The sequence below is a fragment of the Isoptericola cucumis genome, from assembly GCF_014635665.1.
GTDB classification, from domain to species: Bacteria; Actinomycetota; Actinomycetes; order Actinomycetales; family Cellulomonadaceae; genus Isoptericola; species Isoptericola cucumis.
This window is the reverse complement of the sequence record NZ_BMDG01000005.1, coordinates 243,547-264,387: the sequence shown is the minus strand read 5'-3', so window position 1 is coordinate 264,387 and position 20,841 is coordinate 243,547. Positions and strand designations below refer to the sequence as shown.

Sequence of the window (20,841 nt, the reverse complement as noted above, 5' to 3'; positions counted from 1 at the left end):
GACCGCCGGGTGCTCGTCGTGACCGCCATCCGCTCTCCCGTGCCTCGTGCGGCGCGCCGGGCGCCGCCTACCGCTCCGCCCCGGGGTGCGACGGCAGGTCACGCACCGCGGCGGCGAAGGCCTCCCCGCGCCGGGCGTAGGAGGCGAACTGGTCCATCGACGCGCCGGCCGGGGCCAGCAGCACGGTGTCGCCCTCGTGGGCGAGGTCCCGCGCGGCGGCGACCGCCCGACGCATCACGGAACCAGTGTCGCCGGGATCGACCACGGCGACCGGGACCTCGGGCGCGTGTCGGGCGAGCGCGCCCCGCATCGGCTCCGGGTCGGCCCCGATGACGACGGCCGCCCGGAGGCGGTCGGCGCGGGCGGCGACGAGGTCGTCGAACGTCGCGCCCTTCGCCAGCCCGCCCGCGACCCACACCACCGTGCCGGGCGCGAAGCCGGCGAGCGACGCGGACGCCGCGTGCGGGTTGGTGGCCTTCGAGTCGTCCACGTAGGCCACGCCGTCGAGCACCCGGACGCGCTCGATGCGGTGCGCCCCCGTGCGGAACGCCCGCAGCCCGTCGCGTACGGCCACCGCCGGCACCCCGTGGGCACGCGCGAGGGCCGCCGCCGCCAGGGCGTCGGCGACCACGTGCCCGGGCACCTGCCCGCGCGCGTCGGCCGCCGCGCCCTCCGACCCGCTCTCGGCTCCCGGCTCGGACCCGTGGCCTGGTCCGGCCGCCGGCGCCAGGTGCGCCAGGTCGTCGAGCGTGCCGAGCTCGGCGGCGGACCCGTGCCGCGCAGGGTCGTCGGCCGGCGCGTGGAACGCCCGGTCCACCAGCACGTCCTCCACGAGGCCGAGCTGGCCCGGCCGCGGGGCGCCGAGGGTGAATCCGACGGCGCGGGCGCCCTCGACGACGTCGGCGTCGCGCACGAGCTGCTCGGTGCGCGGGTCGGCCACGTTGTAGACGCACGCGACCTGCGCGCGGGCGTACACGCGTCCCTTGTCGGCGGCGTACGCCTCGAGCGACCCGTGCCAGTCCAGGTGGTCCGGGGCGACGTTGAGCACGGCCGCCGCCTCGAACGAGGTGGTGAGCGTGTGGTGCAGCTGGAAGCTGGACAGCTCGACGGCCAGCACGTCGTACGACGGGTCCACGGCCACGGAGACCAGCGGCGTGCCGACGTTGCCCACGGCCGCGGTGCGCAGGCCCGCCGCCGTGAGGATGGAGGCGAGCATCTCCACGGTCGTCGTCTTGCCGTTGGTGCCGGTCACCGCGAGCCAGGGCGCCGGCCCGCGGCCGTCCGCGCCGTCGGCGGGAGCCCGGTCCACCCGCAGCCGCCACGCGAGCTCCACCTCGCTCCAGACCGGCACGCCCGCGGCCCGGGCCGCAGCCAGGAGCGGCGCGCTCGGCGGCCAGCCGGGCGAGGCGACGACCAGGTCGGCGGCGGCGACGAGCCGCTCGGCGGTCGGGGCGTCGTCGGCGCCCGCCACGTCGGCGTCGGACGCGCGCGCGTCCACCGTGACGACGGAGGCGACCCGCCCCGCCAGGGCGGCCACGACGGCGCGCCCGGTGACACCGAGGCCGGCGACGAGCACCCGCGCCCCGTCGAGCACGTCCGCGGGACGACCGGTCACGTCACGACCCACTCGGCGTAGAAGACGCCCATGCCGAGGGCGGCGAACAGCCCGGCGATGAGCCAGAACCGGATGACGATCGTGACCTCGCCCCAGCCGGACAGCTCGAAGTGGTGGTGCAGCGGTGCCATCTTGAACACGCGTTTGCCGGTCAGCTTGAAGAAGCCGATCTGGATGACGTCGGACATGACGATGATGACGAACAGGCCGCCGATGAGGGCCGCCAGGATCTCCGTGCGGCTCAGGATCGAGATGCCGGCGAGCGCGCCGCCGAGAGCGAGCGAGCCGGTGTCGCCCATGAAGATCTTCGCCGGGCTGGCGTTCCACCACAGGAAGCCGAAGCAGGCACCCACGATGGCGGCGGCGACGATCGCGAGGTCCTGCGGGTCGCGCACCTCGTAGCAGCGCGGGCCCGCCGCGGCGAGCCGCTGGCAGGACTGGTTGAGCTGCCAGATGCACACGAGCACGTAGGCGCCGAAGACCGCCAGCGACACCCCGGTGGCCAGGCCGTCCAGGCCGTCCGTGAGGTTCACCGCGTTCGACCACGCCGTGATGAGGAAGTTGGCCCACACCACGAACAGGATGAGGCCGACCGTCGCGCCGGCGAACGCCAGGTCCAGGTTGGTGTCGCGCAGGAAGGAGATGCGCATGGAGGCCGGGGTGCGCGCGTTCGCGTTGGGGAACTGCAGCGCGAGCACGGCGAAGCTGATCCCGACGAAGCCCTGCCCGACGATCTTCGCCTTCGCCGTCAGCCCCAGGGAGCGCTGCTTGCGGATCTTGGTGAAGTCGTCGAGGAAGCCGACGAGCCCCAGCCCCGTCATGAGGTAGAGGCACAGCAGCGCCGACGCGCTGGGCGGGCGGCCGGCGACGAGCATGGACGCCGCCACGCCGACGAGCGTCGCCCCGATGATGACGACCCCGCCCATCGTGGGGGTGCCGCGCTTGGTGAAGTGGGCGGTCGGGCCGTCCTGGCGCACGAACTGGCCGTAGTTGCGGTGCACGAGGAACCGGATGAACAGGGGCGTGCCGAAGAGCGCGACGAGCAGGGAGACGCCCGCCGCGGCGAGGATCGCGATCACGGGGCGACCTCCGTGCCGGGCTCCGTCGGGGTCGACGACAGGGTCGACGACGGGGTCGACGCCTCGGGCCCGCCGGCGGCGAGCTCGTCGCCGAGGCGCCACAGCCCGGACCCGAGCGACGACTTCACGAGGACGACGTCGCCGGGAGCGAGGGCGTCCGCGAGCACGGCGCGCGCGGAGTCGAGGTCAGGCACGAAGACCGACTCCTCTCCCCAGGAGCCCTCCTGCAGGGCGCCCTCGTGGATGTGGTACGCGCCCTCGCCCACGACGACGAGGAGCTTGATGTTCAATCGGACCACGAGCCGGCCGATCGCGTCGTGCGCGGCGCGCGAGCCGTCGCCCAGCTCGAGCATCTCCCCCAGCACCGCGACCGACCGGCGATCGCGCCCCGCCATCACGGCGAGCGCGCGCAGGGCGGCGCGCATCGAGTCCGGGTTCGCGTTGTAGGCGTCGTCGACGACGGTCACGCCGTCGGGCCGCTCGGTGACCGCCATGCGGTGCGGGCTGACGGGCGTCGCCTGCGACAGCCCCTCGGCCAGCACCGGTGCGGGGACGCCCAGCGCGGTCGCCACGGCGGCCGCGGCGAGCGCGTTGCTCACGTGGTGCGCCCCGACCAGGCGCAGGCGCACCGGCAGCGGCTCGCCGCCCGTGACCTGCAGGCCGAACCCGGCCCGTCCCGTCGCGTCGACCTCGACGTCCCGCGCGCGGACGTCGGCCGCGGGGATCGTGCCGAAGGTGACGACGCTCCGGTCCGCCGCGGCGCCGGACGCCATCGCGGCGACCCGCTGGTCGTCCGCGTTGAGCACGACCGTGCCCCCGGGGACGACACCCGTGACCATCTCGGCCTTCGTCGCGGCGATCGCCTCGACCGACCCGAACTTGCCCACGTGCGCGGTGCCCACGGCGAGGACGACGCCCACGTCGGGCGGCGCGATGCGCGTGAGGTAGGCGATGTTCCCCGGGCCGTCGGCGCCCATCTCGAGCACCAGGTAGCGCGTGTCCGCCTGGACCCGCAGGACCGTCAGCGGCAGGCCGACCTCGTTGTTGAACGAGCCTGCGGGCACGATGATCGACTCCGCGGACGTCTGCCCGGCGCCGGACCCGACGAGCAGCTGGCCCAGCAGGTCCTTGGTGGTCGTCTTGCCGACCGACCCGGTGACGGCCACGACCCGCAGGTCGCCGGCCGCGCGGGCGCGGGCCAGCACGGCGCGCGCCAGCTCGCCCAGGGCCGCCTGCACGTCGTCGACGACGACGGTGGGCACGCCCGCCAGCTCGCGGGCCGCGAGCACGAGGGTCGCCCCCGCCTCGAGCGCGGCGGACGCGAAGTCGTGCCCGTCGACGCGCTCCCCCGGCAGCGCGACGAACAGCGACCCGGGCCCTGCCCGGCGTGAGTCCACGACGACGGGCCCGGTCACGCGGGCGTCGGCGTCGGCGTGCAGCCGGCCCCCGGTCGCCGTGGCGACGTCGGCAGCGGTCAGCTCGATCATGCGGTGGTGGTCCTCTCCTGGTGCTCGCGGCCCTGGTCCTCGCCGCCGGCGAGACGCTGCTGCAGTGCTCGGCGCGCCTCGACGCGGTCGTCCAGCTCGAGGTCGACGCCCGCGACCTCCTGGACGGTCTCGTGGCCGCGGCCGGCCACGAGCACGGTGTCCGCGGCGCCGGCGCCTGCCACGGCGCGGGCGATCGCCTCGCCGCGCGGCGCCACCTCGAGCACGGTGACGTCGCGGCCCGCCTCGCGCGCGACCTGCTGGGCGGCGCGCGCCCCGTCGAGCACGGCGGCACGCACGGCGGCGGCGTCCTCGGAGTGCGGGTCGTCGTCGGTCACGACGACGACGTCCGCCCCCGCGACCGCCGCGGCCCCCATCGCGGGCCGCTTGCCCGGGTCCCGGTCGCCGGTGGCCCCGAACACGACCACGAGCCGCCCGGTCGTCGTCGGGCGCAGCGCGGCCAGCGCGAGCTCGAGCGCGTCGGTGTTGTGCGCGAAGTCGACGACGACGCGCGGCTGGCCGGGCTCACCGGCGTCGTCGCCGGCCCCCACGACCTCCATGCGGCCCGGCACGGTGGCGCTCAGCCCGCCGGCGGACTCGAGCGCCTCGACCACGTCCTCCAGGTGCGCGCCGCCCTCGAGCACCATCGCGACCGCGAGCGCCGCGTTCGCGACGTTGAAGCCGCCGGGCAGCGACGTGCTGGTACGCAGGGAACGCCCGTCGCGATGGGTCAGCGTGAACGCCGAGCCGGTGCCGTGCGGCGCGACGTCGGTGACGCTCCAGTCGGCGGCAGGCTCGTCGGCCCGCGCGGGCCGGGTGCGCAGCGTGGCGACCGGGACCTCGGCGGCGGCGGCCATCCGCTCGCCCCACACGTCGTCGACCACGACGACGCCGCGGCGGGCCCGGGCCGGCGTGAACAGCGACGCCTTGGCGTCGAAGTAGGCCTGCAGGTCGCCGTGGAAGTCGAGGTGGTCCTGGCTGAGGTTGGTGAAGCCGACGACGCCGAACTCGATCCCGTCCACGCGGTGCATGGACAGCGAGTGCGAGGAGACCTCCATCGCGAGGGTGTGCACGCCGGCCTCGCACATCGCGGCGAGCACGGCCTGCAGGTCCGCGGCCTCGGGCGTCGTGAGACGGCTCGGGAGCACCTGGTCGCCGGCGCGGGTCTCGACGGTGCCGACGAGGCCACCCGTCCAGCCCAGCGCCCGCAGGAGGTGGTCGACCTGGTACGTCGTGGTGGTCTTGCCGTTGGTGCCCGTGACGCCGAACGTCATCAGGTGCTCGGCGGGCTCGCCGTAGACCCACGCCGCGACCGGACCGAGGACCGCCCGCGGATCGGCCGCCACCAGCACCGGGACCCCCGGAGGCAGGTCGCCGGCCGCGAGGGCCGCGGCACCGTGGGCGTCCGTGAGCACGGCACGCGCGCCGCGGGCGACGGCGTCGGGGGCGAAGCGGGCGCCGTGCGCGTGCGCACCGGGCAGGGCCACGAACAGGTCGCCGTCGGCGGCCGCGCGGTTGTCCGACGCCACGGAGGTGACGACGACGTCGGCGGGGGCCTGCCGCCCGCCTGCGGAGGGGGTGTCCGGCGAGGTCACGGGCGCCTGCTCGAGCCCGAAGGTCAGCGCGAGGTCCCGCACCCGGCGGGGCGTGGTGCCCGTCGGCCGGATCCGGGGATACGGGGATGTCACGGAGTAGAACCTACCCTCTGAGCGACGCGTCGCCGGTGTCCCGGGCCCCCGCCATGACGACCGTCACCACTCGAGCTCGTACGGGTCGGCCGCCGAGGTGCTCGGCGGCACGTCCCGCTTCTGCAGCGTGTATCCCATCAGGTCGCTGAAGACCGGGGCCGCCACCACGCCGCCGTAGATCGACGACTGCGGGCTGCGCAGGAAGATCGACACGGTGTAGCGCGGGTCGTCCGCCGGGGCGACGCCGATGAAGGACGCCATGTAGGTGGTGCCGCCGCCCGGCAGCCACATCTGCGCCGTCCCGGTCTTGCCCGCGACGCGGTAGCCGGGCACCTGCGCGTTCTTCGCGGTGCCCTCCTCGCTCGTCACCGACTCGAGCATCCGCATCACGGAGTCGGCGGTCTTCTCCGAGACGACGCGCGTGGTCTCCGGCTCGGGGCCGGGCGTGAACGTCCCGTCGGAGTCGCGGGACCCGGCGTACAGGCTGGGCTCCACCCGTACCCCGCCGTTGGCGAGGGTGGAGAAGACCTGCGTCGCCTGCATCGCGTTCACGGCCACGCCCTGGCCGAACAGGATCGTGTACGGCGTCCGCGAGTCGCTGGCGAAGCTCGCCTCGTCGGGCAGGATCCCGGCCGACTCCCCCGGCAGCCCGAGGCCGCTCGGCGCGCCGAAGCCGAACTTCTTCAGGTAGTCGAGCCGCACCTGCTCGGGGATCTTCTCGCCGATCTGCACGGTGCCCGTGTTCGACGAGTGGGCCAGCACACCCGCGAGCGTGAGGCGCTGCTCCGCGTGCTCGTGCGAGTCCTTGAACGACTCCCCGTTCGGGGCCGTGTACCGGTAGGGCACCCGGAACTGGCTGTCCGGGGTCCAGTACCCGCCCTCGAGCGCCGCAGCCATCGTGATGACCTTGCCGGTCGAGCCGGGCTCGAAGACGTCCTTCACCGCGCGCGAGCCGTCCGCGACGGCGGACGTCGAGCGGTCGTTCGGGTCGACGTCGCCCGAGTCCGCCACCGCGAGCACCTCGCTGGTGCGGGTGTCCTGGACGATCGCCATCGCGTACTTCGCACCCGTGGCCGAGACCGCCCCGTCGAGGAGCTCCTCGGCCTTCCACTGGACGTCCTCGTCGATGGTGAGCTCGACGTCGCTGCCCGGGACGGCCGGGACGGACTCGACCTGCGCACCGGGGATCGGCACGCCGTCGAGGCCGCGCTCGAAGACGGTGCGGCCGTCCGTGCCGGAGAGCACGTCGTCGTAGGCGCGCTCCAGCCCGCCCTGGCCCGTCTGCTCGCGGTCCACGAACCCGACCAGCGGACCGGCGACCTCCGCGGCCGGGTACGTTCGCCTCGAGGTGAGGTCGGTGCGGACGTAGGCCTGCAGGCCGAGCTCGGCGATCGCCCGCTGCACCTCCGGCACGACGTTGCGCTTGAGGATCACGTACCGGTCGTCACCGTTCAGCTTGGCGGCGAGCTCGGCGGGCGGCTCGTCCAGGACCGGGCCGAGGAGCTGCGCGATGCCCAGCGCCCCGTCGTCGACCGGCTGCCCCGTGGCCTTGTCGACCTTGGTGTCGCCCCGGAACCCCTGGATGGCGAGCTGGTCGCCCACCACCGTGTACCGGTCGACGCTCGTGGCCAGCACCCGGCCGTTCGCGTCGAGGATGTCGCCGCGGTGCGCGAGCTGCACGTCGGTGCTCAGCCGCATGGCCTGGGCCTCCGCGGCCAGCGCCGGCCCGTTGACCACCTGGACCTGCACCAGCCGGCCCACGAAGACCGTCAGCACCAGCACGGCGACGACGACGAGCCAGCGCTGACGCCGCTCCGGCGACCCCGGCCCGCGCCCCGCCGTCCGTGGCGGGCGGGGCGACCGCGGGGGCGCGCCCCCGCCACGGGCCGGCGTCCGCCCGGCCGTGCGCGTCACCCCGGCCGACGCCGGCGCCCGCTTGCGCGGGGCGCTGCTGGTGCCGCTGGTCCGGGGTGCCACGCCTCGATTCTGCGGTGCGGCACCGCTCGCGGCGCGACCCGTGCGCGGGCGTGTCGCCCGCTCGCCGGTCGACCGGCCTCGGCCCTGCCGGGCGGCCCCTGACCGAGCGGCGCCCTGCCGAGGCGCCCCCTGCCGAGCCGTGCCCTGTCGTGGCGCCCCGCCGCGGCCGGGCGCGCGCCCCGACCCGGGAGCGCTCACGGCTCCTCCGTCGAGCCCTGCGCACCCTTCTTGCTGCCGATGCCCGCCTTCGTGCGGGTGTCGATGCTGATCATCGTCACCTCGTCCGCCGGCACCATGCCGAGCTGCTCGGCGCGCTCGGGCAGGGAGGCCTCGTGCGCGCGCAGCTCGGCCTGCTTGGTCTGGACGTCCTGGGCCACGCGGCCGACCTCGCGCTGCAGCTGCGCCGTCTCGTACGACCCGCGCGCCATCGTGATGTTCAGCAGCAGGGCCGCCAGGAGGGCCACCGTGAGCACGATGCCGCACAGCACGAGGAAGGGTACGCCCGACGTCGCCTGCAACGGCGCCCGGACCGCGTCGAGCCGCCGTCCGCGGGCCGCACCCCCCTCGACGGCCGACAGCGGCGCGCGGCCTGGTGCCGCGCCGGTCCGGGTCCCGGTGGTGGCCGGGGCGCGCAGTGCACTCATCGGCGGGCCTCCTTGTTCGGTCGGGAGCTCGGCAGCAGGTGGGACGGGGTGGGACGCAGGCGCTGGGCGGCACGCAGCCGCACCGACGCCGAGCGGGGGTTGCGTTCCAGCTCGGCGGCGTCCGCCTCCTCGGCGCCCCGGGTCAGGGGCTCCAGGTACGGGCGGTGCGTCTCGGGCTCGACGGGCAGCCCCTCGGGGGCGCTCGAGGTCGTGCCGCGGGCGAGCGCACGCTTGACGATGCGGTCCTCCAGCGAGTGGTACGACTCCACGACGATCCGGCCGCCCACGGCGAGCGCCTCGATCGCCGCCGGCACGGCCCGCTCGAGGACCTCGAGCTCGCCGTTCACCTCGATCCGCAGCGCCTGGAACGTGCGCTTGGACGGGTTGCCGCCCGTCTTGCGGGTGGCGGCCGGGATGGCTCCCCGCACGACGTCGGCCAGCTCCGCGGTCCGCGCCCACGGGCGCTCCTCGCGCCGGCGCACGATGGCCCGGGCGACGCGCAGCGCGAACCGCTCCTCGCCGTAGTCGCGCAGGATCCGCACCAGGTCGCGCTGGTCGTAGGTGTTGAGGACGTCGGCCGCCGTGAGGCCGCGCGACTGGTCCATGCGCATGTCGAGCGGCGCGTCCTGGGAGTACGCGAACCCGCGCTCGGCCTCGTCCAGCTGGAGGGACGAGACGCCGAGGTCCATGAGCACGCCCTGGACGCCGGGCAGGCCGAGGTCGGCGACCACGTCGCCCACCTCGTCGTACACCGCGTGCACGCCGGTGAACCGGTCGCCGAAGCGCGCGAGCCGGGCGCCCGCGAGCTCGAGGGCCTGCGGGTCGCGGTCGATGCCCACCACGCGGGCGGTCGGGACCTGCTCGAGGACGGCCTCGGTGTGGCCGCCCATGCCCAGCGTGCAGTCGACCAGGACGCTGCCCGGCGCCCGGAGCGCCGGGGCGAGGAGGTCGACGCAGCGCTGCAGCAGGACCGGCAGGTGGCGGTCGCTCGCGGGGGCGCCGGCCGCGGCTCGGTCGTCCGGCGTCCCGTCGGGTGTCGTGTCGGGTGTCGTGTCGGACACGGCGGCCTCCCTCCTTCCGGTGCTCTCGTCGGTGCTGGTGTCGGTGCGGCTGGTCAGGGCCGGCCCCGGCCGGTCAGGTCTCCCTCCGCGTTCTGGCGCCGGGGAAGTGCGTCAGACTCTCGCGGGAGGAGGCCTCACCGATCGGGGCCGGGTGCCGTGCCGCTGTGGTGCCGATGTGCTGTTGTGCTTGCGACCCTCAGAACTGCAGGTCCGGGAGGATCTGCTCCGCCGTCTCGGAGTACGCGGACTCCTGCTCGGCGAGGTAGGTCTCCCAGGTGGGGCGGTCCCAGATCTCCACGCGTGTCCCGGCCCCGATCACGGCGACGTCCCGGTCGAGACCGGCGTACGCACGCAGCGCCGGGGGAACCACCACCCGTCCTTGCTTGTCCGGCACCTCGTCGCTCGCCCCCGACAGGAACACGCGCAGGTAGTCGCGCGCCTGCCGGCTGGTGACCGGCGCCTGCCGGACCTGCTCGTACATGCGGCCGAACTCGTCCATCGGGAGCAGGAAGAGACACCGTTCCTGCCCTCGGGTCATGACGAGGCCGGGAGCGAGTCGGGCGCGGAACTTCGCCGGGAGGATGAGCCGGCCCTTCTCGTCGAGCTTGGGGGTGTACGTACCCAGCAGCAGGCCAGAGCCAGGAAACGCGTCCCCCAGACCACCTGCCACGGCTCGCACCTCCCCTCGCGCTCCCGCATGCTCCACGCTACTCCACTTTCCTCCACCGGGCGCGGGATTCACCCGGGTAGTTCTCCCCTTGACGGACGTGCAGGAACGTCTCCGCAGGTCAGCGACGTGACCGTCGGTGGAGGGAGATTCTGGCCCCGGCGCGCCCCGGCCAGGCGCCGCGGCGTCGCACCCCGTACGGACCGGACATCTCGGCCCCGGCGGGCGCGGTCGACCGGCCCGCTCGGCGAGAGCAGGGGGCCCGCCGCCGCCGGCGGGAGGGAAGTGGGGCACGACGACCGCCCGACGTCCCGCACGACGACCGGGTGGAAGTCGTGACGCAGATCACCTGTGCGGCATGCTCGTCCACTAGGCTTCGAGGAACCGTCACGAGTCAGTGAACCGGAGGTCACCCGTGCACCCAGATCCCGCCTCTCCCGCACTGACCGGAGTCCCGAACCAGCCGGGGGGAGCAGGCGGTCCCGACGGACACCACGGCGACGCGCTGCGGCACGGTCTGGGCGAGCTCGTCGACGCGACGGCCCGCGTGCGCGACGCCATCGACTCCGTCGTCGCCGGGCGCCCGGACCTCGCCGACATCACCGTCGCCGTCCTCCTGGCCGAGGGCCACCTCCTCATCGAGGACGTCCCCGGTGTCGGCAAGACGACGCTCGCCAAGGCGCTGGCGCGCAGCATCGACTGCCAGGTCGGCCGGATCCAGTTCACGCCCGACCTGCTGCCCAGCGACCTCACCGGCGTGAACATCTTCCGCACGGCGACCCACGACTTCGAGTTCCGGCCCGGGCCCGTGTTCAACAACATCGTCATCGGCGACGAGATCAACCGTGCGTCGCCCAAGACCCAGTCCGCGCTGCTCGAGTGCATGGAGGAGGGCCAGACCACCGTCGACGGGACCACCCACACGCTGCCGCGCCCCTTCCTCGTCGTGGCGACGCAGAACCCCGTGGAGATGGAAGGCACCTATCCGCTGCCCGAGGCGCAGCGGGACCGGTTCACCGCGCGCCTGACGGTCGGCTACCCGGACAACGACGCCGAGCTGCAGATGCTCGACCGGCAGGAGGCCGCCAGCCCGCTCGCCCACCTGTCGCCGGTCACCACCGGGGACGACATGGTGCGCTTCGCCGGCGCCGTGCGCGCCGTCCACGCGGCACCCGCCGTCAAGCAGTACGTGCTCGACCTCGTCGGTGCCACCCGCGAGCACCCCGGCCTGCGGCTCGGCGCCTCGCCGCGGGCCTCCCTCCAGCTCCTCAAGGTCGCGAAGGCGCTCGCCGCGATGTCCGGGCGCGAGCACGTGCTGCCGGACGACGTGCAGGGGCTGACCCTCCCGGTGCTCGCCCACCGCCTCATCCTCGGCACCGAGGCCCGGCTGAGCGGCACCACCGCGGAGGAGGTCGTGGAGGAGATCGTCCAGCGCACCCCGGTCCCGGGACCGCACGCCGCGCCCGCGCGCGCCGCGGCGTTCCGTCCCGTCTCCGGCCGCGGCCGGTAGAGGAGCCGGCCGTGGTGAGCGACACCGCGACCGCCGGGCCGACGGAACGCGAGAGCCCGTCGACCCCCGGCGCCCTGCAGCGCCTCGCCCGCGTCCGCCTCACCGGCCGCGGCACGGCGCTGCTGTGCGCCGGGCTCGCGCTCGCCGCCTGCGGCGTGCTCCTCGAGCTGCCGGACATCACCGGGCTCGGCAGCGCCGCGGTGCTCGCCGTCGCGTTCGCCTGGGCGGTCATGGGCCTCCAGCGCCTCGACGCCGGGCGCGGCGCGCTCGTCGTCACCCGCGCGCTGACCCCCCACCCCGTCGTCCGCGACCAGTCGACCGCCGTCCGGCTCGTCGTGGGGGCGCGAGCACGCACGGGGGCGGCGTACGAGCGGCTCGCCCGCCTGCGGCTCTCCGAGCAGGCGGCGCACGAGCTGGCCGGACCCCACGGCATCCGGGCGCGCGTCACCGCGCACCCCGACCGCATCGCCGTGGGCTACACGCTGACCCCCGCCCGCCGCGGCCGCTGGGCGCTCGGGCCCCTGCTCACCACCCGCACGGACGTCTTCGGCCTGGTGCGGACCACCCAGCCGCTCGGCGACGCGACGCACGTGGCCGTCCGGCCGCGCACCGTCGACCTGCCCACCCGCACCCGCGTCCGGGGCGACGTGGACCGTGCCGCGACGGGCGCCCGCCTGGCCGCCTCCGACGACTCGGTGCTGCGCGAGTACGTGGCCGGCGACGACCCGCGGCGCGTGCACTGGGCGGGCTCCGCCCGGCAGGGCCGCCTCATGGTCCGGGCCGACGAGAGCGCCGGGGTCCGGCCCGTCACCGTGCTCCTCGACCGGTCGCTGCTGGCCCCGCCGCCCGACACCCGCACCGGCGGATGGCCCTCCCAGCGCACGCTGCACCGGCAGGAGGACGGCGAGCGGGCCGTGGAGCTCGCCGCGTCGATCGCCGTGTCGTTCCTGGAGGCGGGGCACCCGGTACGCCTGGTGCCCACCGGGCGTACCGTCGTCGCCCCCGGCTTCGTCACCGGCTCCCTCACCGGCCGCGGCGCCGTGCTCGACGCCGCCGTGGACATCCAGGGGCACCGTGCGGCGAGCGAGGCCGACGACGCGATCACCGCCACGGTCCGGGCCCTGCGGGTGAGCCGCACCCAGGCCGAGATCACCGTGGGCGTCCTGGCGCCCGTGCCTGACGGCGCCCGTCACGACCTGGCCCGGATGGCGGCCGAGGGCACCTGCTGGGCGGTCGTGGTCCCGCCCCGGTCCGACGGCGACGACGGCGGGCGGACCGCCGCCGACCTGCGACAGGCCGGGTGGCGGGTCGCCGTCTGTGCCGCGGGCACGGAGCCGGACCGCGCCTGGGCCAGCCTCATGGAGCGTGCCGCATGATCCCCGCCCACGCGGGCCCCGTCGTCCGCACGGTGACCACCGGCGTGCTCGTCGCCGTCGCGGTCGCCGCCTCGATGCTCTCCCTCACGACCGTCGTGCTCGCGGGGCCGTGGGTCCGTGCCGGCCTGCTCGGGGTCGCACTCGTCTCGGCCACGACCATCACGACGCGGGTCATGATCGAACGGCGGGGCCGACGCCGCCGCACCGCGGGACGGGAGCCGGGGTCGGTGCTGCCGACGCTGGCCGGGGCCGTCGTGGCGGGGTGGTACGTGCTCGCGCGGTACGGCGGTCCGACGTCCGACCTGAGCCTCGTCGTCACCCCGCAGCACCTCGGCCGCGCCACCGCGCGTCTCGGAGACGCCGGTGAGATCGCCCGCTCCGAGGTGGCCCCCGTCGACGGCACCCTGCCGATCGCCCTGCTCGCCGTCGGCGGGACGCTGCTGGTGCTGCTGCTCGCCGACGTGCTCGCCGGCGGGCTGCGACGGCCCGCGGCGGTCGGCGTCCCGCTGCTCGCGCTGTGGGGCCCTCCCCTGGTCCTGACGGGCGAGGTCCCGTGGGGGGTCTTCGTCGTCACGGTCAGCGCGCTGCTCCTGCTGCTCACCATCGACGGTCCCGTCGGCGCCCGGGCGCGACGCCGCGCGGAACGGCCGCCGGCCCCGGTCCGCCGGGCCGAACGCTCCCGGGCGCTCGTCACCACGCTCGCAGCGATGAGCGTGGCGATCACCGCGGGCCTGGTGGGCAGCGCGTCGGGCGCGCTCCCCGGAGCGGCGGGCGGCTGGTACCGCGCCTTCACCACGACGGGCGACACCATCCGCCTGGCCGAGGACCTCGACATCCTCTCCAGCCTCACGGAACGGTCGGACGCCGTCGTCCTGCGCTACTCCGGGCCGGAGGCCGACGTCGGCCCCTTGCGCAGCTACACCGCGACCGCCTTCGACGGCCGGCGGTGGCAGCGCGGCGAGGAACGCGACGGCCAGCCGTTCGACGCCGACGACGTCCTGTGGCCCGAGGACCCTCCGACCACCGGCGACCCGCTGGAGGTGGCGGTGACCGTCGGCGAGCTCCGCGACGACAAGCTGCCCCTGCCGATCGACCCGCGGAGCGTCGAGGCGCCCGAGCCGTGGGGTTACGACACCTCCCGGGACGAGGTCGTCGGCGGTCTGACCGACAGCGGCGACGCCTACACGCTGGGCGTCCTGCCCCGAGACCTGTCGCCCGAGACCCTCCGGTCGGCGCCCACGACGGACGTGGACCCGGCGCTCACCGAGCTGCCGGACACCGCTCACTCCGAGGACATCGCCGAGACGGCGCGCGAGGTCACCGCCGACGCGCAGACCCCGTACGACCAGGCCGTCGCGATCCAGCGTTGGTTGCGCAACCCCGGCACGTTCACCTACTCGACGACCCTGCCGCGAGGCGGCACCGGCGACCCGGTGTGGGACTTCCTGCAGCACCGCACGGGCTACTGCATCCAGTTCGCCACCACCATGGTGGTGATGGCCCGGTCGCTGGGCATCCCCACGCGCATGGCCGTCGGCTACCTGCCCGGGGACCGCTCCGACGACGGGGTCTGGGAGATCACCGGGCAGGACTCGCACGCCTGGCCAGAGGTCTACTTCCCCGACACCGGGTGGGTGCGTTTCGAGCCGACGCCCGCACAGCAGACCGGCTCGGCACCCGATTACACCGTGCCGGAGTCCGGCGGTGGACCGGCCCCGGTTCCCACCGGGAACGACCTCGAGAACCGTCGGCCGGTGTCCGAGGCACCGCAGGAGCAGGAACCTCCGGCGTCAGCCCCCGCCGATGCCGTGACCCCCGTCGACGAGGGTGTGCCCGCGTGGGTGTGGATCACCACCAGCCTCCTGCTGGCAGGCCTGGTGGGCGCGGTCGTGGCGCTCGTCCTGCGCCGGCGCCGGGAAGCGCCACCTCTCGATCCGGAACGCGCCTGGCAGGAGGTGCTCGGGGCGCTCGACGCGGGCGGCGTGAGCCTGCCGCCCCCCACGACCCTGCGCCGAGCCCCTCGGGCGATCGCCGAGCGGGTGGCGGAGCGCACCGGCACGGCTCTCGACGACGACCTGGTCGCCGACCTCGGCACCCTCGCCGGCGCCACGGAAGCGGCGCGCTACGCACGGGACCCGGACCTGCCGACGCCCGGTGAGCTCACCGAGCTCACCTCGTCGGTCAGGGACGAGCTGACGCAGCTCCTCCGGTCGTCCTGAGGAGGGTCAGCTCCCCTGCTGCCGGCGGCGCTCCCACCGCTCCTCGAGCCGGGAGAGGAACCCGTCGTTCTTCGCGCCGCGCGCGGGCCGGCCGGTGTTGGCGGCGGGCCGGGGGTTGTTCGTCGCGGGACGGGCGTGGCCCGGCGTCGAGGAGGGGTCGACCGACCCGTCCTCGCGGACCACCCCTGTCGGTCCCGACTTGCGAGGGGAGGAGAACGCGTACGCCACCCCCGCGAACATGAGCACGAAGCCGACCACCCCGACCCATGTCTGCGACGTCGAGACTCCGACGACGAGCAACAGCAGGCCGGCGACGACGCCGACACCGGCAAGGACGTAACGCATCGGCGACTTGCGGCGCGCCTGTTGGAGGGTGCTGGCCAGACGCGGGTCATCGCTGCTCAGAGCGCGCTCCATCTGCTCCAGCACCCGCTGCTCGTACTCGGACAGAGGCATCGAGTCCCCCGGGTCTCGCGGTGGAACGTTTACCCCCTCAGGATAGGCCCGCAGCGGGCGGCACGGTAGTCGGCGTGGAGGAATCCCCCCGCCGGGGGTCGCCGGCGCCGAGACGGATCGCCGATCGGCCGAACTTCTCCCTGACCGCGTCGAGGGTCACCTCCACCTCGCGGCGCGCGTCATGACGCGCGTCCAGCGACTCCTCCAGGGTCTGCTGCTCAGCCAATCCCTCCCTGACCTGCAGGTTCTCTCCACGGACGCCGACCAGGCGCACGGGTAGCCCGCGCAGGTCGGCAGCCGCCAGCAGCTCACGCGCGACGAGGTAGACCTCACGCGCGACGTCGGTCGGGGTGCTGAGCGTCCGGGCCCTGGTCAGGGTGCGGAAGTCGCTCGTGCGAACCTTCACGGACACCGTCCGGGCGACGATGCCCTGGTGCCGCAGGCGCGCTGCCACCCGGTCGGCCAGCTCGAGCACCCGCTTCTCGACCGCACCGATGTCCCAGAGGTCATGGGCGAAGGTCGTCTCCGCACCGATGCTGCGCTCCTCGTGGCCCGGGACCACGGGGCGCGGGTCCCTTCCCCAGGCGAGGTCGTGCAGGTGCGCACCGGAGACGCTGCCGACGGCCGCCTGGAGCGTCGGCACGTCGGTGTCGGCCAGCTCCGCGACCGTGGTGATGCCCCACCGCGCGAGCGCCTGCTCCGTCTTGTCCCCCACGCCCCACAGGGCGCCGACCGGGAGCGTCCGCAGGAACGCGACGGTGGCGTCGGCCGGCACCAGCATCATGCCGTCGGGCTTGGCGTGCGTGGAGGCGAGCTTGGCCACGAACTTGTTGCGCGCGACACCCACCGAGCAGGTGATCCCGTGCCGCGCCTGGACCCGTTCGCGGAGCCGGGCCCCGATCTCCGTCGGGCTGCCGAGCCGGCGGCGCGCACCGCTCACGTCGAGGAACGCCTCGTCGACGGAGACGCGCTCGACCAGGGCGGTGATCTCCCCGAGCATCCCCATGACCGACTCGGACACCTGCTGGTACAGCCCGTGCTCCGGGGGGACGACGACGGCGTGGGGGCACAGGCGCAGCGCCGCGGCCATCGACATGGCGGAACGCACCCCGAAGGCCCGCGCCTCGTAGGTCGCCGCCAGGACGACCCCGCGCCCCTGGCCGCCCACGATCACCGGGCGCCCGCGCAGCTCCGGGCGGCGTGCCAGCTCGCACGACGCGAAGAAGGCGTCCATGTCGACGTGCAGCACCGAGGTCCCCGACTCGTCGGAGCCCCAGTCGCGAAACGCCCCCGGCGCCCGCGGGCCTCGGCTCACGACGCCGCCGGAGTCAGGTCGAGCGGACGGGCGAAGCCGGCGTCCGGGTCGACCAGGATGCCGACCTCGTCACGGAAGTCCTCCGCGCAGGCCACGAGCTCCGCGGCCCGCCGGGCATCCACCTGCTCGCCGTGGCCGGCGTCGACGGCCGCCCGAAGCCGCGCCCCCGACGCGAAGTACCCGGACCACGTCGCCAGGTCCGGCTCCACGCGCGCGAGCATGTCCCACACCGACCGGGCGCCCGACCGGGGCGAGGGTCGGCCCCGCAGCGCGACGACCGCGGCCGCCGCCCGCAGCGCCGCCAGGTGCGCGTGCACGAACCGCTCCGCCGGGTCGTCGGTGGCCGTGGCGGCCGCCAGCTCGAGGTCGGAACGGGCCAGGAGGCGGGCCACCTCCGGGTCGACCCCGTGCCACGGCCGGACCGTGGGTGTGCGGGAGCCGCGGGGCGCCGCCCCACCGTTCGACGCACGCGCCTGTGTCCGGACCTCGTGGGCCCTCGTCCGAGCCGCCATCGTGCACCTCCCGTGCTCCGCGGTCCCCCGCGCTCGTCCAGTGTCGAACACCTGTTCGAACCTGTCAATCCTTCGCCCGGCGCCGAGCAGGGAGACTGGTGCCATGCCCCGCACCTCCCGCTCCGGCGCCGCACGCGCGCAACGCCGTCCCGGCCGACGTCACCCAGGATCGCGCGAGGCACCGACACTTCCCGCCGGAGCCGTCGCCATCGACACCGGATCGGCAAGCGTCGAGCGCGACCCGGACCGGCCGCACCTGGTGACGCTGCACGTCAACGGCGTGCCCAGCTCGGCACTCGACCTCGACGACCCCGGCTTCCTCGCCTTCGAGTACATGCAGCAGATGGCCGCCGTCCTGGCCGCCATGCCGGGCGGGCCCCTGCGGGTGCTGCACCTCGGCGCCGCCGGGTGCGCCCTCGCCCGGCACGTCGAGCACGAACGCCCCGGCTCGCGCCAGCTCGGCGTGGACATCGACGCCCGGCTGCTGGCCCTGGTGCGCGAGTGGTTCGACCTGCCGCGCTCCCCGGCCCTGCGGCTGCGGGCCGACGACGCCGGCCGGGCGCTGGCCTCCGTGCGCCCGGCGTCGTTCGACGTCGTCGTGCGCGACGTGTTCGCCGGCGACCGCACACCCGACCACCTCGCCGACGCCGCGTTCGCGCACGCCGCGCACCGCGCCCTGCGGCCCGGCGGGGTGCTGCTGGCGAACTGCGCCGACCGGCCGCCGCTGAGCCTCGCCCGCCGCGAGGTCGCGACGCTCGCCGGCGTCTTCGGGGCCGACGCCGCCGACGCCGGCAGGCTCGCCGCCGTCGCCGAGCCGGGGGTGCTCAAGGGCCGGCGCTACGGCAACGTCGTGCTGGCCGCGGTACGTGCGCCCGCCGGCGACGCCGACCCCGGGCCGGAGGGCGACCCGGCCGACGCCACGGACGGTCGCGGCGCACCGGTGGACGCGGAGCCGGGGCTGGACCTCGCCGCACCAGCGGTCGTGCGCGCCCTGCGCTCCCTCGCCGTGCCGGCACAGCTCCTGGCCGGCGGCGACGTGACGCGCTTCGCGGGGCTCCCGGCGCCGTCCGCGGGCCACTGACAGCGGCGCACGGAGAACGGGGAACCGAGCGCGAGGCGCTCGGCCCGGGCACGACGAAGGGCCGCGACCCGGTCCGGGTCACGGCCCTTCGTCCTACCGGGGGCGTCAGAGCGGGACGACCTGCTCCGCCTGCGGCCCCTTCGGCCCCTGGGTGATATCGAACTCCACCCGCTGGGCCTCGTCGAGGGTGCGGTACCCCTGCGTCTGGATCGCCGAGTAGTGCACGAAGACGTCGGCGCCGCCGTCGTCCTGCGCGATGAAGCCGTAGCCCTTCTCGGAGTTGAACCACTTCACAGATCCCTGCGCCATGCTGATCCTTCGACCTTCCGTCCACCAGTCACGAGCACACCGGCCGGCAGCCCGTCGCTGCAAGTGGCTGCCGTCGCGCTGCGCGGTGATGCCGTTGCAACGCCGACAGTGTGGCACGGACCACACGGGTATGCCACAGATTGTCGGCATTCTCCTGTCGGTGCGGTCAGGTCGGTGCGTTCACGTCGGCGCTATCCGGCCGGCGAGTTCAGGAACCCGGGCAGACGACGTTCAGTCGTCGCCCTGCTGGGCGAGGAACCGCTCGAACTCCGCCCCCAGCTCGTCCGCCGTCGGCATGGGCGCCTGCTCGGCGAGCAGGCTCGGGCGGCCGACCGACCGGGTGAACGCGTCGTACTGCTCCTCGAGCGCCCGGACCACCGCCGCGACCTCGGACGACTCGCCGACCTGCTTCTCCACCTCGAGGGTGGTGTCGGCGGCCGCGGCCGCGAGGCCACCGGTCGCGAGGTCGAGGCCCGTGGCGCGCTCGACGTGCTGGAGCGCCACCACGGCCGCCGGGGCGTACCGCGACTGGGCGAGGTAGTGCGGGACGTGGACCGTGAACCCGAGCGCGTCGTGACCCGCCTCGCCGAGGCGCAGCTCGAGCAGCGCCGGCAACGAGCCCGGCACGCGGACGGTGCCCAGGAACGACGTGTAGTCCTCCACCAGCCCCGGCCGGGTGCCGTGCGCCGTCAGCGTCAGGGGCCGGGTGTGCGGCACGCCCATCGGGATGCCGTGGAACCCGACCGTGAGCGAGACGCCGAACCGCTCCACGAGCGAGCGCACCGCGGCGACCACCCGCTCCCACTGCAGGTCCGGCTCGGCGCCGTGGAGCAGCAGGAAGGCCGTGCCCTCGGGGTCGACCAGGTGGTCGACCGCCAGGAACGGCTCGTCGTACGCGGACCAACGGTCGGCGTCGAACGTCATCACGGCGCGCTTCGAGCGGTAGTCGAGCAGCTGGTCGACGTCGAAGGTCGCGATGCGCGTCACCTCCAGCTCGGACACCAGGTGCTCGACCGCCGTCTCACCGGCGGCACCGGCGTCCACGAAACCGCCCACGGCGTGCAGCAGCACCGGGCCGGCGGCGCCCTGGTCTCCCCGGGCCTCTCCCCGGGCGTCGAGCCCCGTGCGCGCGACCGCGTCCTCGTCGATCTCGTAGATCCCCCGCGGGTCCAGCAACGCCCCGTCCTCCTCGCGTCGAGCTCCTGCGTCGGCCCCGGCGGCCGCGCCTCGCGCGGCCGGCTCCGTGCCGGCGGGCTTCGTGCCCACTCAGGCGACAACCGCACGGGCGGCCGGATCCTTCCCGACCGCCCGCCCGGACCTGTCCCGACGCCCGCCCGGACGTTTCCCGACCGGCGTCAGTGGCGCGGGAGCCGGACCACCGTCACGAAGAAGTCGTCGATCTGGCGGACCACCTGGATGAACCGCTCGAAGTCCACCGGCTTGGTCACGTAGGCGTTGGCGTGCAGCGAGTACGACCGCAGCACGTCCTCCTCCGCCTCCGACGTCGTGAGGACGACGACGGGGATGTGCTTGAGCCGCTCGTCGGCCTTGACCGCCGCCAGCACCTCGCGCCCGTCCATCCGCGGCAGGTTGAGGTCGAGCAGGATGAGGTCCGGCGTCGGGGCTCCGGCGTGCTCGCCCTCCTGGCGCAGGAACTCCATCGCGCTCACCCCGTCGGCGACCACCGACAGGCGGTTGACGACCTTGTGCTCGTCGAACGCCTCCCGGGTCATGAGCACGTCGCCCGGGTCGTCCTCCACGAGGAGGACCTCGATCCCCGCCTGCTCGTCCGTCATGCGCGCTCCTGCCCTTCGTCGTCCGCCCGGTCGGCGGTGCCGCCGTCCCCCG

Annotated in this window: 18 protein-coding genes; 4 read left to right on the top strand and 14 right to left on the bottom strand. The window is 75.1% G+C overall.

Translation table 11 applies throughout. The features are described from left to right. Positions 1 to 67: 67 nt before the first annotated feature. From IEW03_RS09400 to mraZ, 8 genes are all read right to left on the bottom strand, one after another. Positions 68 to 1,615, bottom strand: a complete 1,548-nt coding sequence (locus tag IEW03_RS09400) for a Mur ligase family protein (protein WP_229737867.1) — start codon at positions 1,613 to 1,615, stop codon at positions 68 to 70. Then, entirely contained in the window at positions 1,612 to 2,694 is a 1,083-nt protein-coding gene (mraY, locus tag IEW03_RS09395) for a phospho-N-acetylmuramoyl-pentapeptide-transferase (RefSeq protein ID WP_188523396.1), read from the bottom strand. Before mraY ends, IEW03_RS09400 begins: the two co-directional genes overlap by 4 nt. Beyond that, positions 2,691 to 4,181, bottom strand: coding sequence for a UDP-N-acetylmuramoyl-tripeptide--D-alanyl-D-alanine ligase (locus tag IEW03_RS09390; RefSeq protein ID WP_188523395.1), 1,491 nt, complete (start codon positions 4,179 to 4,181; stop codon positions 2,691 to 2,693). The genes mraY and IEW03_RS09390 overlap by 4 nt, the downstream gene beginning before the upstream one ends. After that, positions 4,178 to 5,866 (bottom strand): UDP-N-acetylmuramoyl-L-alanyl-D-glutamate--2,6-diaminopimelate ligase, encoded by a 1,689-nt coding sequence (locus IEW03_RS09385; protein WP_188523394.1) that lies wholly within the window; start codon positions 5,864 to 5,866, stop codon positions 4,178 to 4,180. Before IEW03_RS09385 ends, IEW03_RS09390 begins: the two co-directional genes overlap by 4 nt. Before the next feature lie 63 nt (positions 5,867 to 5,929). Further along, entirely contained in the window at positions 5,930 to 7,843 is a 1,914-nt protein-coding gene (locus tag IEW03_RS09380) for a peptidoglycan D,D-transpeptidase FtsI family protein (RefSeq protein WP_229737866.1), read from the bottom strand. Positions 7,844 to 8,037: 194 nt separating this feature from the next. Beyond that, a complete protein-coding gene (ftsL, locus tag IEW03_RS09375; RefSeq protein ID WP_188523392.1) occupies positions 8,038 to 8,487 on the bottom strand; it encodes a cell division protein FtsL in 450 nt (149 codons plus the stop codon). Then, positions 8,484 to 9,548 carry a 16S rRNA (cytosine(1402)-N(4))-methyltransferase RsmH gene (gene rsmH, locus IEW03_RS09370; RefSeq protein WP_188523391.1) on the bottom strand — a complete coding sequence of 355 codons (1,065 nt, stop codon included), beginning with the start codon at positions 9,546 to 9,548 and terminating at the stop codon, positions 8,484 to 8,486. The genes ftsL and rsmH overlap by 4 nt, the downstream gene beginning before the upstream one ends. 196 nt (positions 9,549 to 9,744) lie before the next feature. Then, the gene (mraZ, locus tag IEW03_RS09365) at positions 9,745 to 10,179 is read right to left on the bottom strand and encodes a division/cell wall cluster transcriptional repressor MraZ (protein ID WP_188523491.1); all 435 of its coding nucleotides are present in this window, start codon (positions 10,177 to 10,179) and stop codon (positions 9,745 to 9,747) included. A 451-nt stretch (positions 10,180 to 10,630) separates the two neighbouring features. Between mraZ and IEW03_RS09360 the strand changes: the two genes are divergently transcribed. The 3 genes from IEW03_RS09360 to IEW03_RS09350 are packed head-to-tail and all read left to right on the top strand — an operon-like array spanning position 10,631 to position 15,320. Beyond that, entirely contained in the window at positions 10,631 to 11,725 is a 1,095-nt protein-coding gene (locus IEW03_RS09360) for an AAA family ATPase (RefSeq protein ID WP_188523390.1), read from the top strand. 11 nt (positions 11,726 to 11,736) lie between these two features. Continuing rightward, a complete protein-coding gene (locus IEW03_RS09355) occupies positions 11,737 to 13,101 on the top strand; it encodes a DUF58 domain-containing protein (RefSeq protein WP_229737865.1) in 1,365 nt (454 codons plus the stop codon). After that, complete coding sequence (locus tag IEW03_RS09350) at positions 13,098 to 15,320, top strand: transglutaminase TgpA family protein (protein WP_188523389.1); 2,223 nt, start codon at positions 13,098 to 13,100, stop codon at positions 15,318 to 15,320. Before IEW03_RS09355 ends, IEW03_RS09350 begins: the two co-directional genes overlap by 4 nt. A gap of 6 nt (positions 15,321 to 15,326) precedes the next feature. Here IEW03_RS09350 and IEW03_RS09345 read toward each other — a convergent pair whose 3' ends face one another. Genes IEW03_RS09345 through IEW03_RS09335 form a run of 3 tightly spaced genes read right to left on the bottom strand, consistent with a single transcriptional unit; the run spans position 15,327 to position 17,483 of the window. Continuing rightward, positions 15,327 to 15,776 (bottom strand): SCO2097 family morphological protein, encoded by a 450-nt coding sequence (locus IEW03_RS09345; protein WP_188523388.1) that lies wholly within the window; start codon positions 15,774 to 15,776, stop codon positions 15,327 to 15,329. Between the two features lie 37 nt (positions 15,777 to 15,813). Continuing rightward, positions 15,814 to 17,091, bottom strand: coding sequence for a DNA polymerase IV (gene dinB / locus IEW03_RS09340; RefSeq protein ID WP_188523387.1), 1,278 nt, complete (start codon positions 17,089 to 17,091; stop codon positions 15,814 to 15,816). After that, the gene (locus tag IEW03_RS09335; protein WP_229737864.1) at positions 17,088 to 17,483 is read right to left on the bottom strand and encodes an SAV_6107 family HEPN domain-containing protein; all 396 of its coding nucleotides are present in this window, start codon (positions 17,481 to 17,483) and stop codon (positions 17,088 to 17,090) included. Before IEW03_RS09335 ends, dinB begins: the two co-directional genes overlap by 4 nt. 223 nt (positions 17,484 to 17,706) lie before the next feature. On the opposite strand from IEW03_RS09335, the gene IEW03_RS09330 reads away from it, so the two are divergent. Beyond that, the gene (locus IEW03_RS09330; RefSeq protein ID WP_188523385.1) at positions 17,707 to 18,684 is read left to right on the top strand and encodes a spermidine synthase; all 978 of its coding nucleotides are present in this window, start codon (positions 17,707 to 17,709) and stop codon (positions 18,682 to 18,684) included. Between the two features lie 105 nt (positions 18,685 to 18,789). On the opposite strand, the gene IEW03_RS09325 is transcribed toward IEW03_RS09330, so the two are convergent. The 3 genes from IEW03_RS09325 to IEW03_RS09315 form a co-directional block, all read right to left on the bottom strand. Beyond that, a complete protein-coding gene (locus tag IEW03_RS09325) occupies positions 18,790 to 18,993 on the bottom strand; it encodes a cold-shock protein (protein WP_188523384.1) in 204 nt (67 codons plus the stop codon). 231 nt (positions 18,994 to 19,224) lie between these two features. After that, positions 19,225 to 20,169, bottom strand: a complete 945-nt coding sequence (locus IEW03_RS09320) for a PAC2 family protein (protein WP_188523489.1) — start codon at positions 20,167 to 20,169, stop codon at positions 19,225 to 19,227. 179 nt (positions 20,170 to 20,348) lie between these two features. Further along, positions 20,349 to 20,789 carry a response regulator gene (locus IEW03_RS09315; RefSeq protein ID WP_188523383.1) on the bottom strand — a complete coding sequence of 147 codons (441 nt, stop codon included), beginning with the start codon at positions 20,787 to 20,789 and terminating at the stop codon, positions 20,349 to 20,351. Positions 20,790 to 20,841 lie beyond the last annotated feature (52 nt).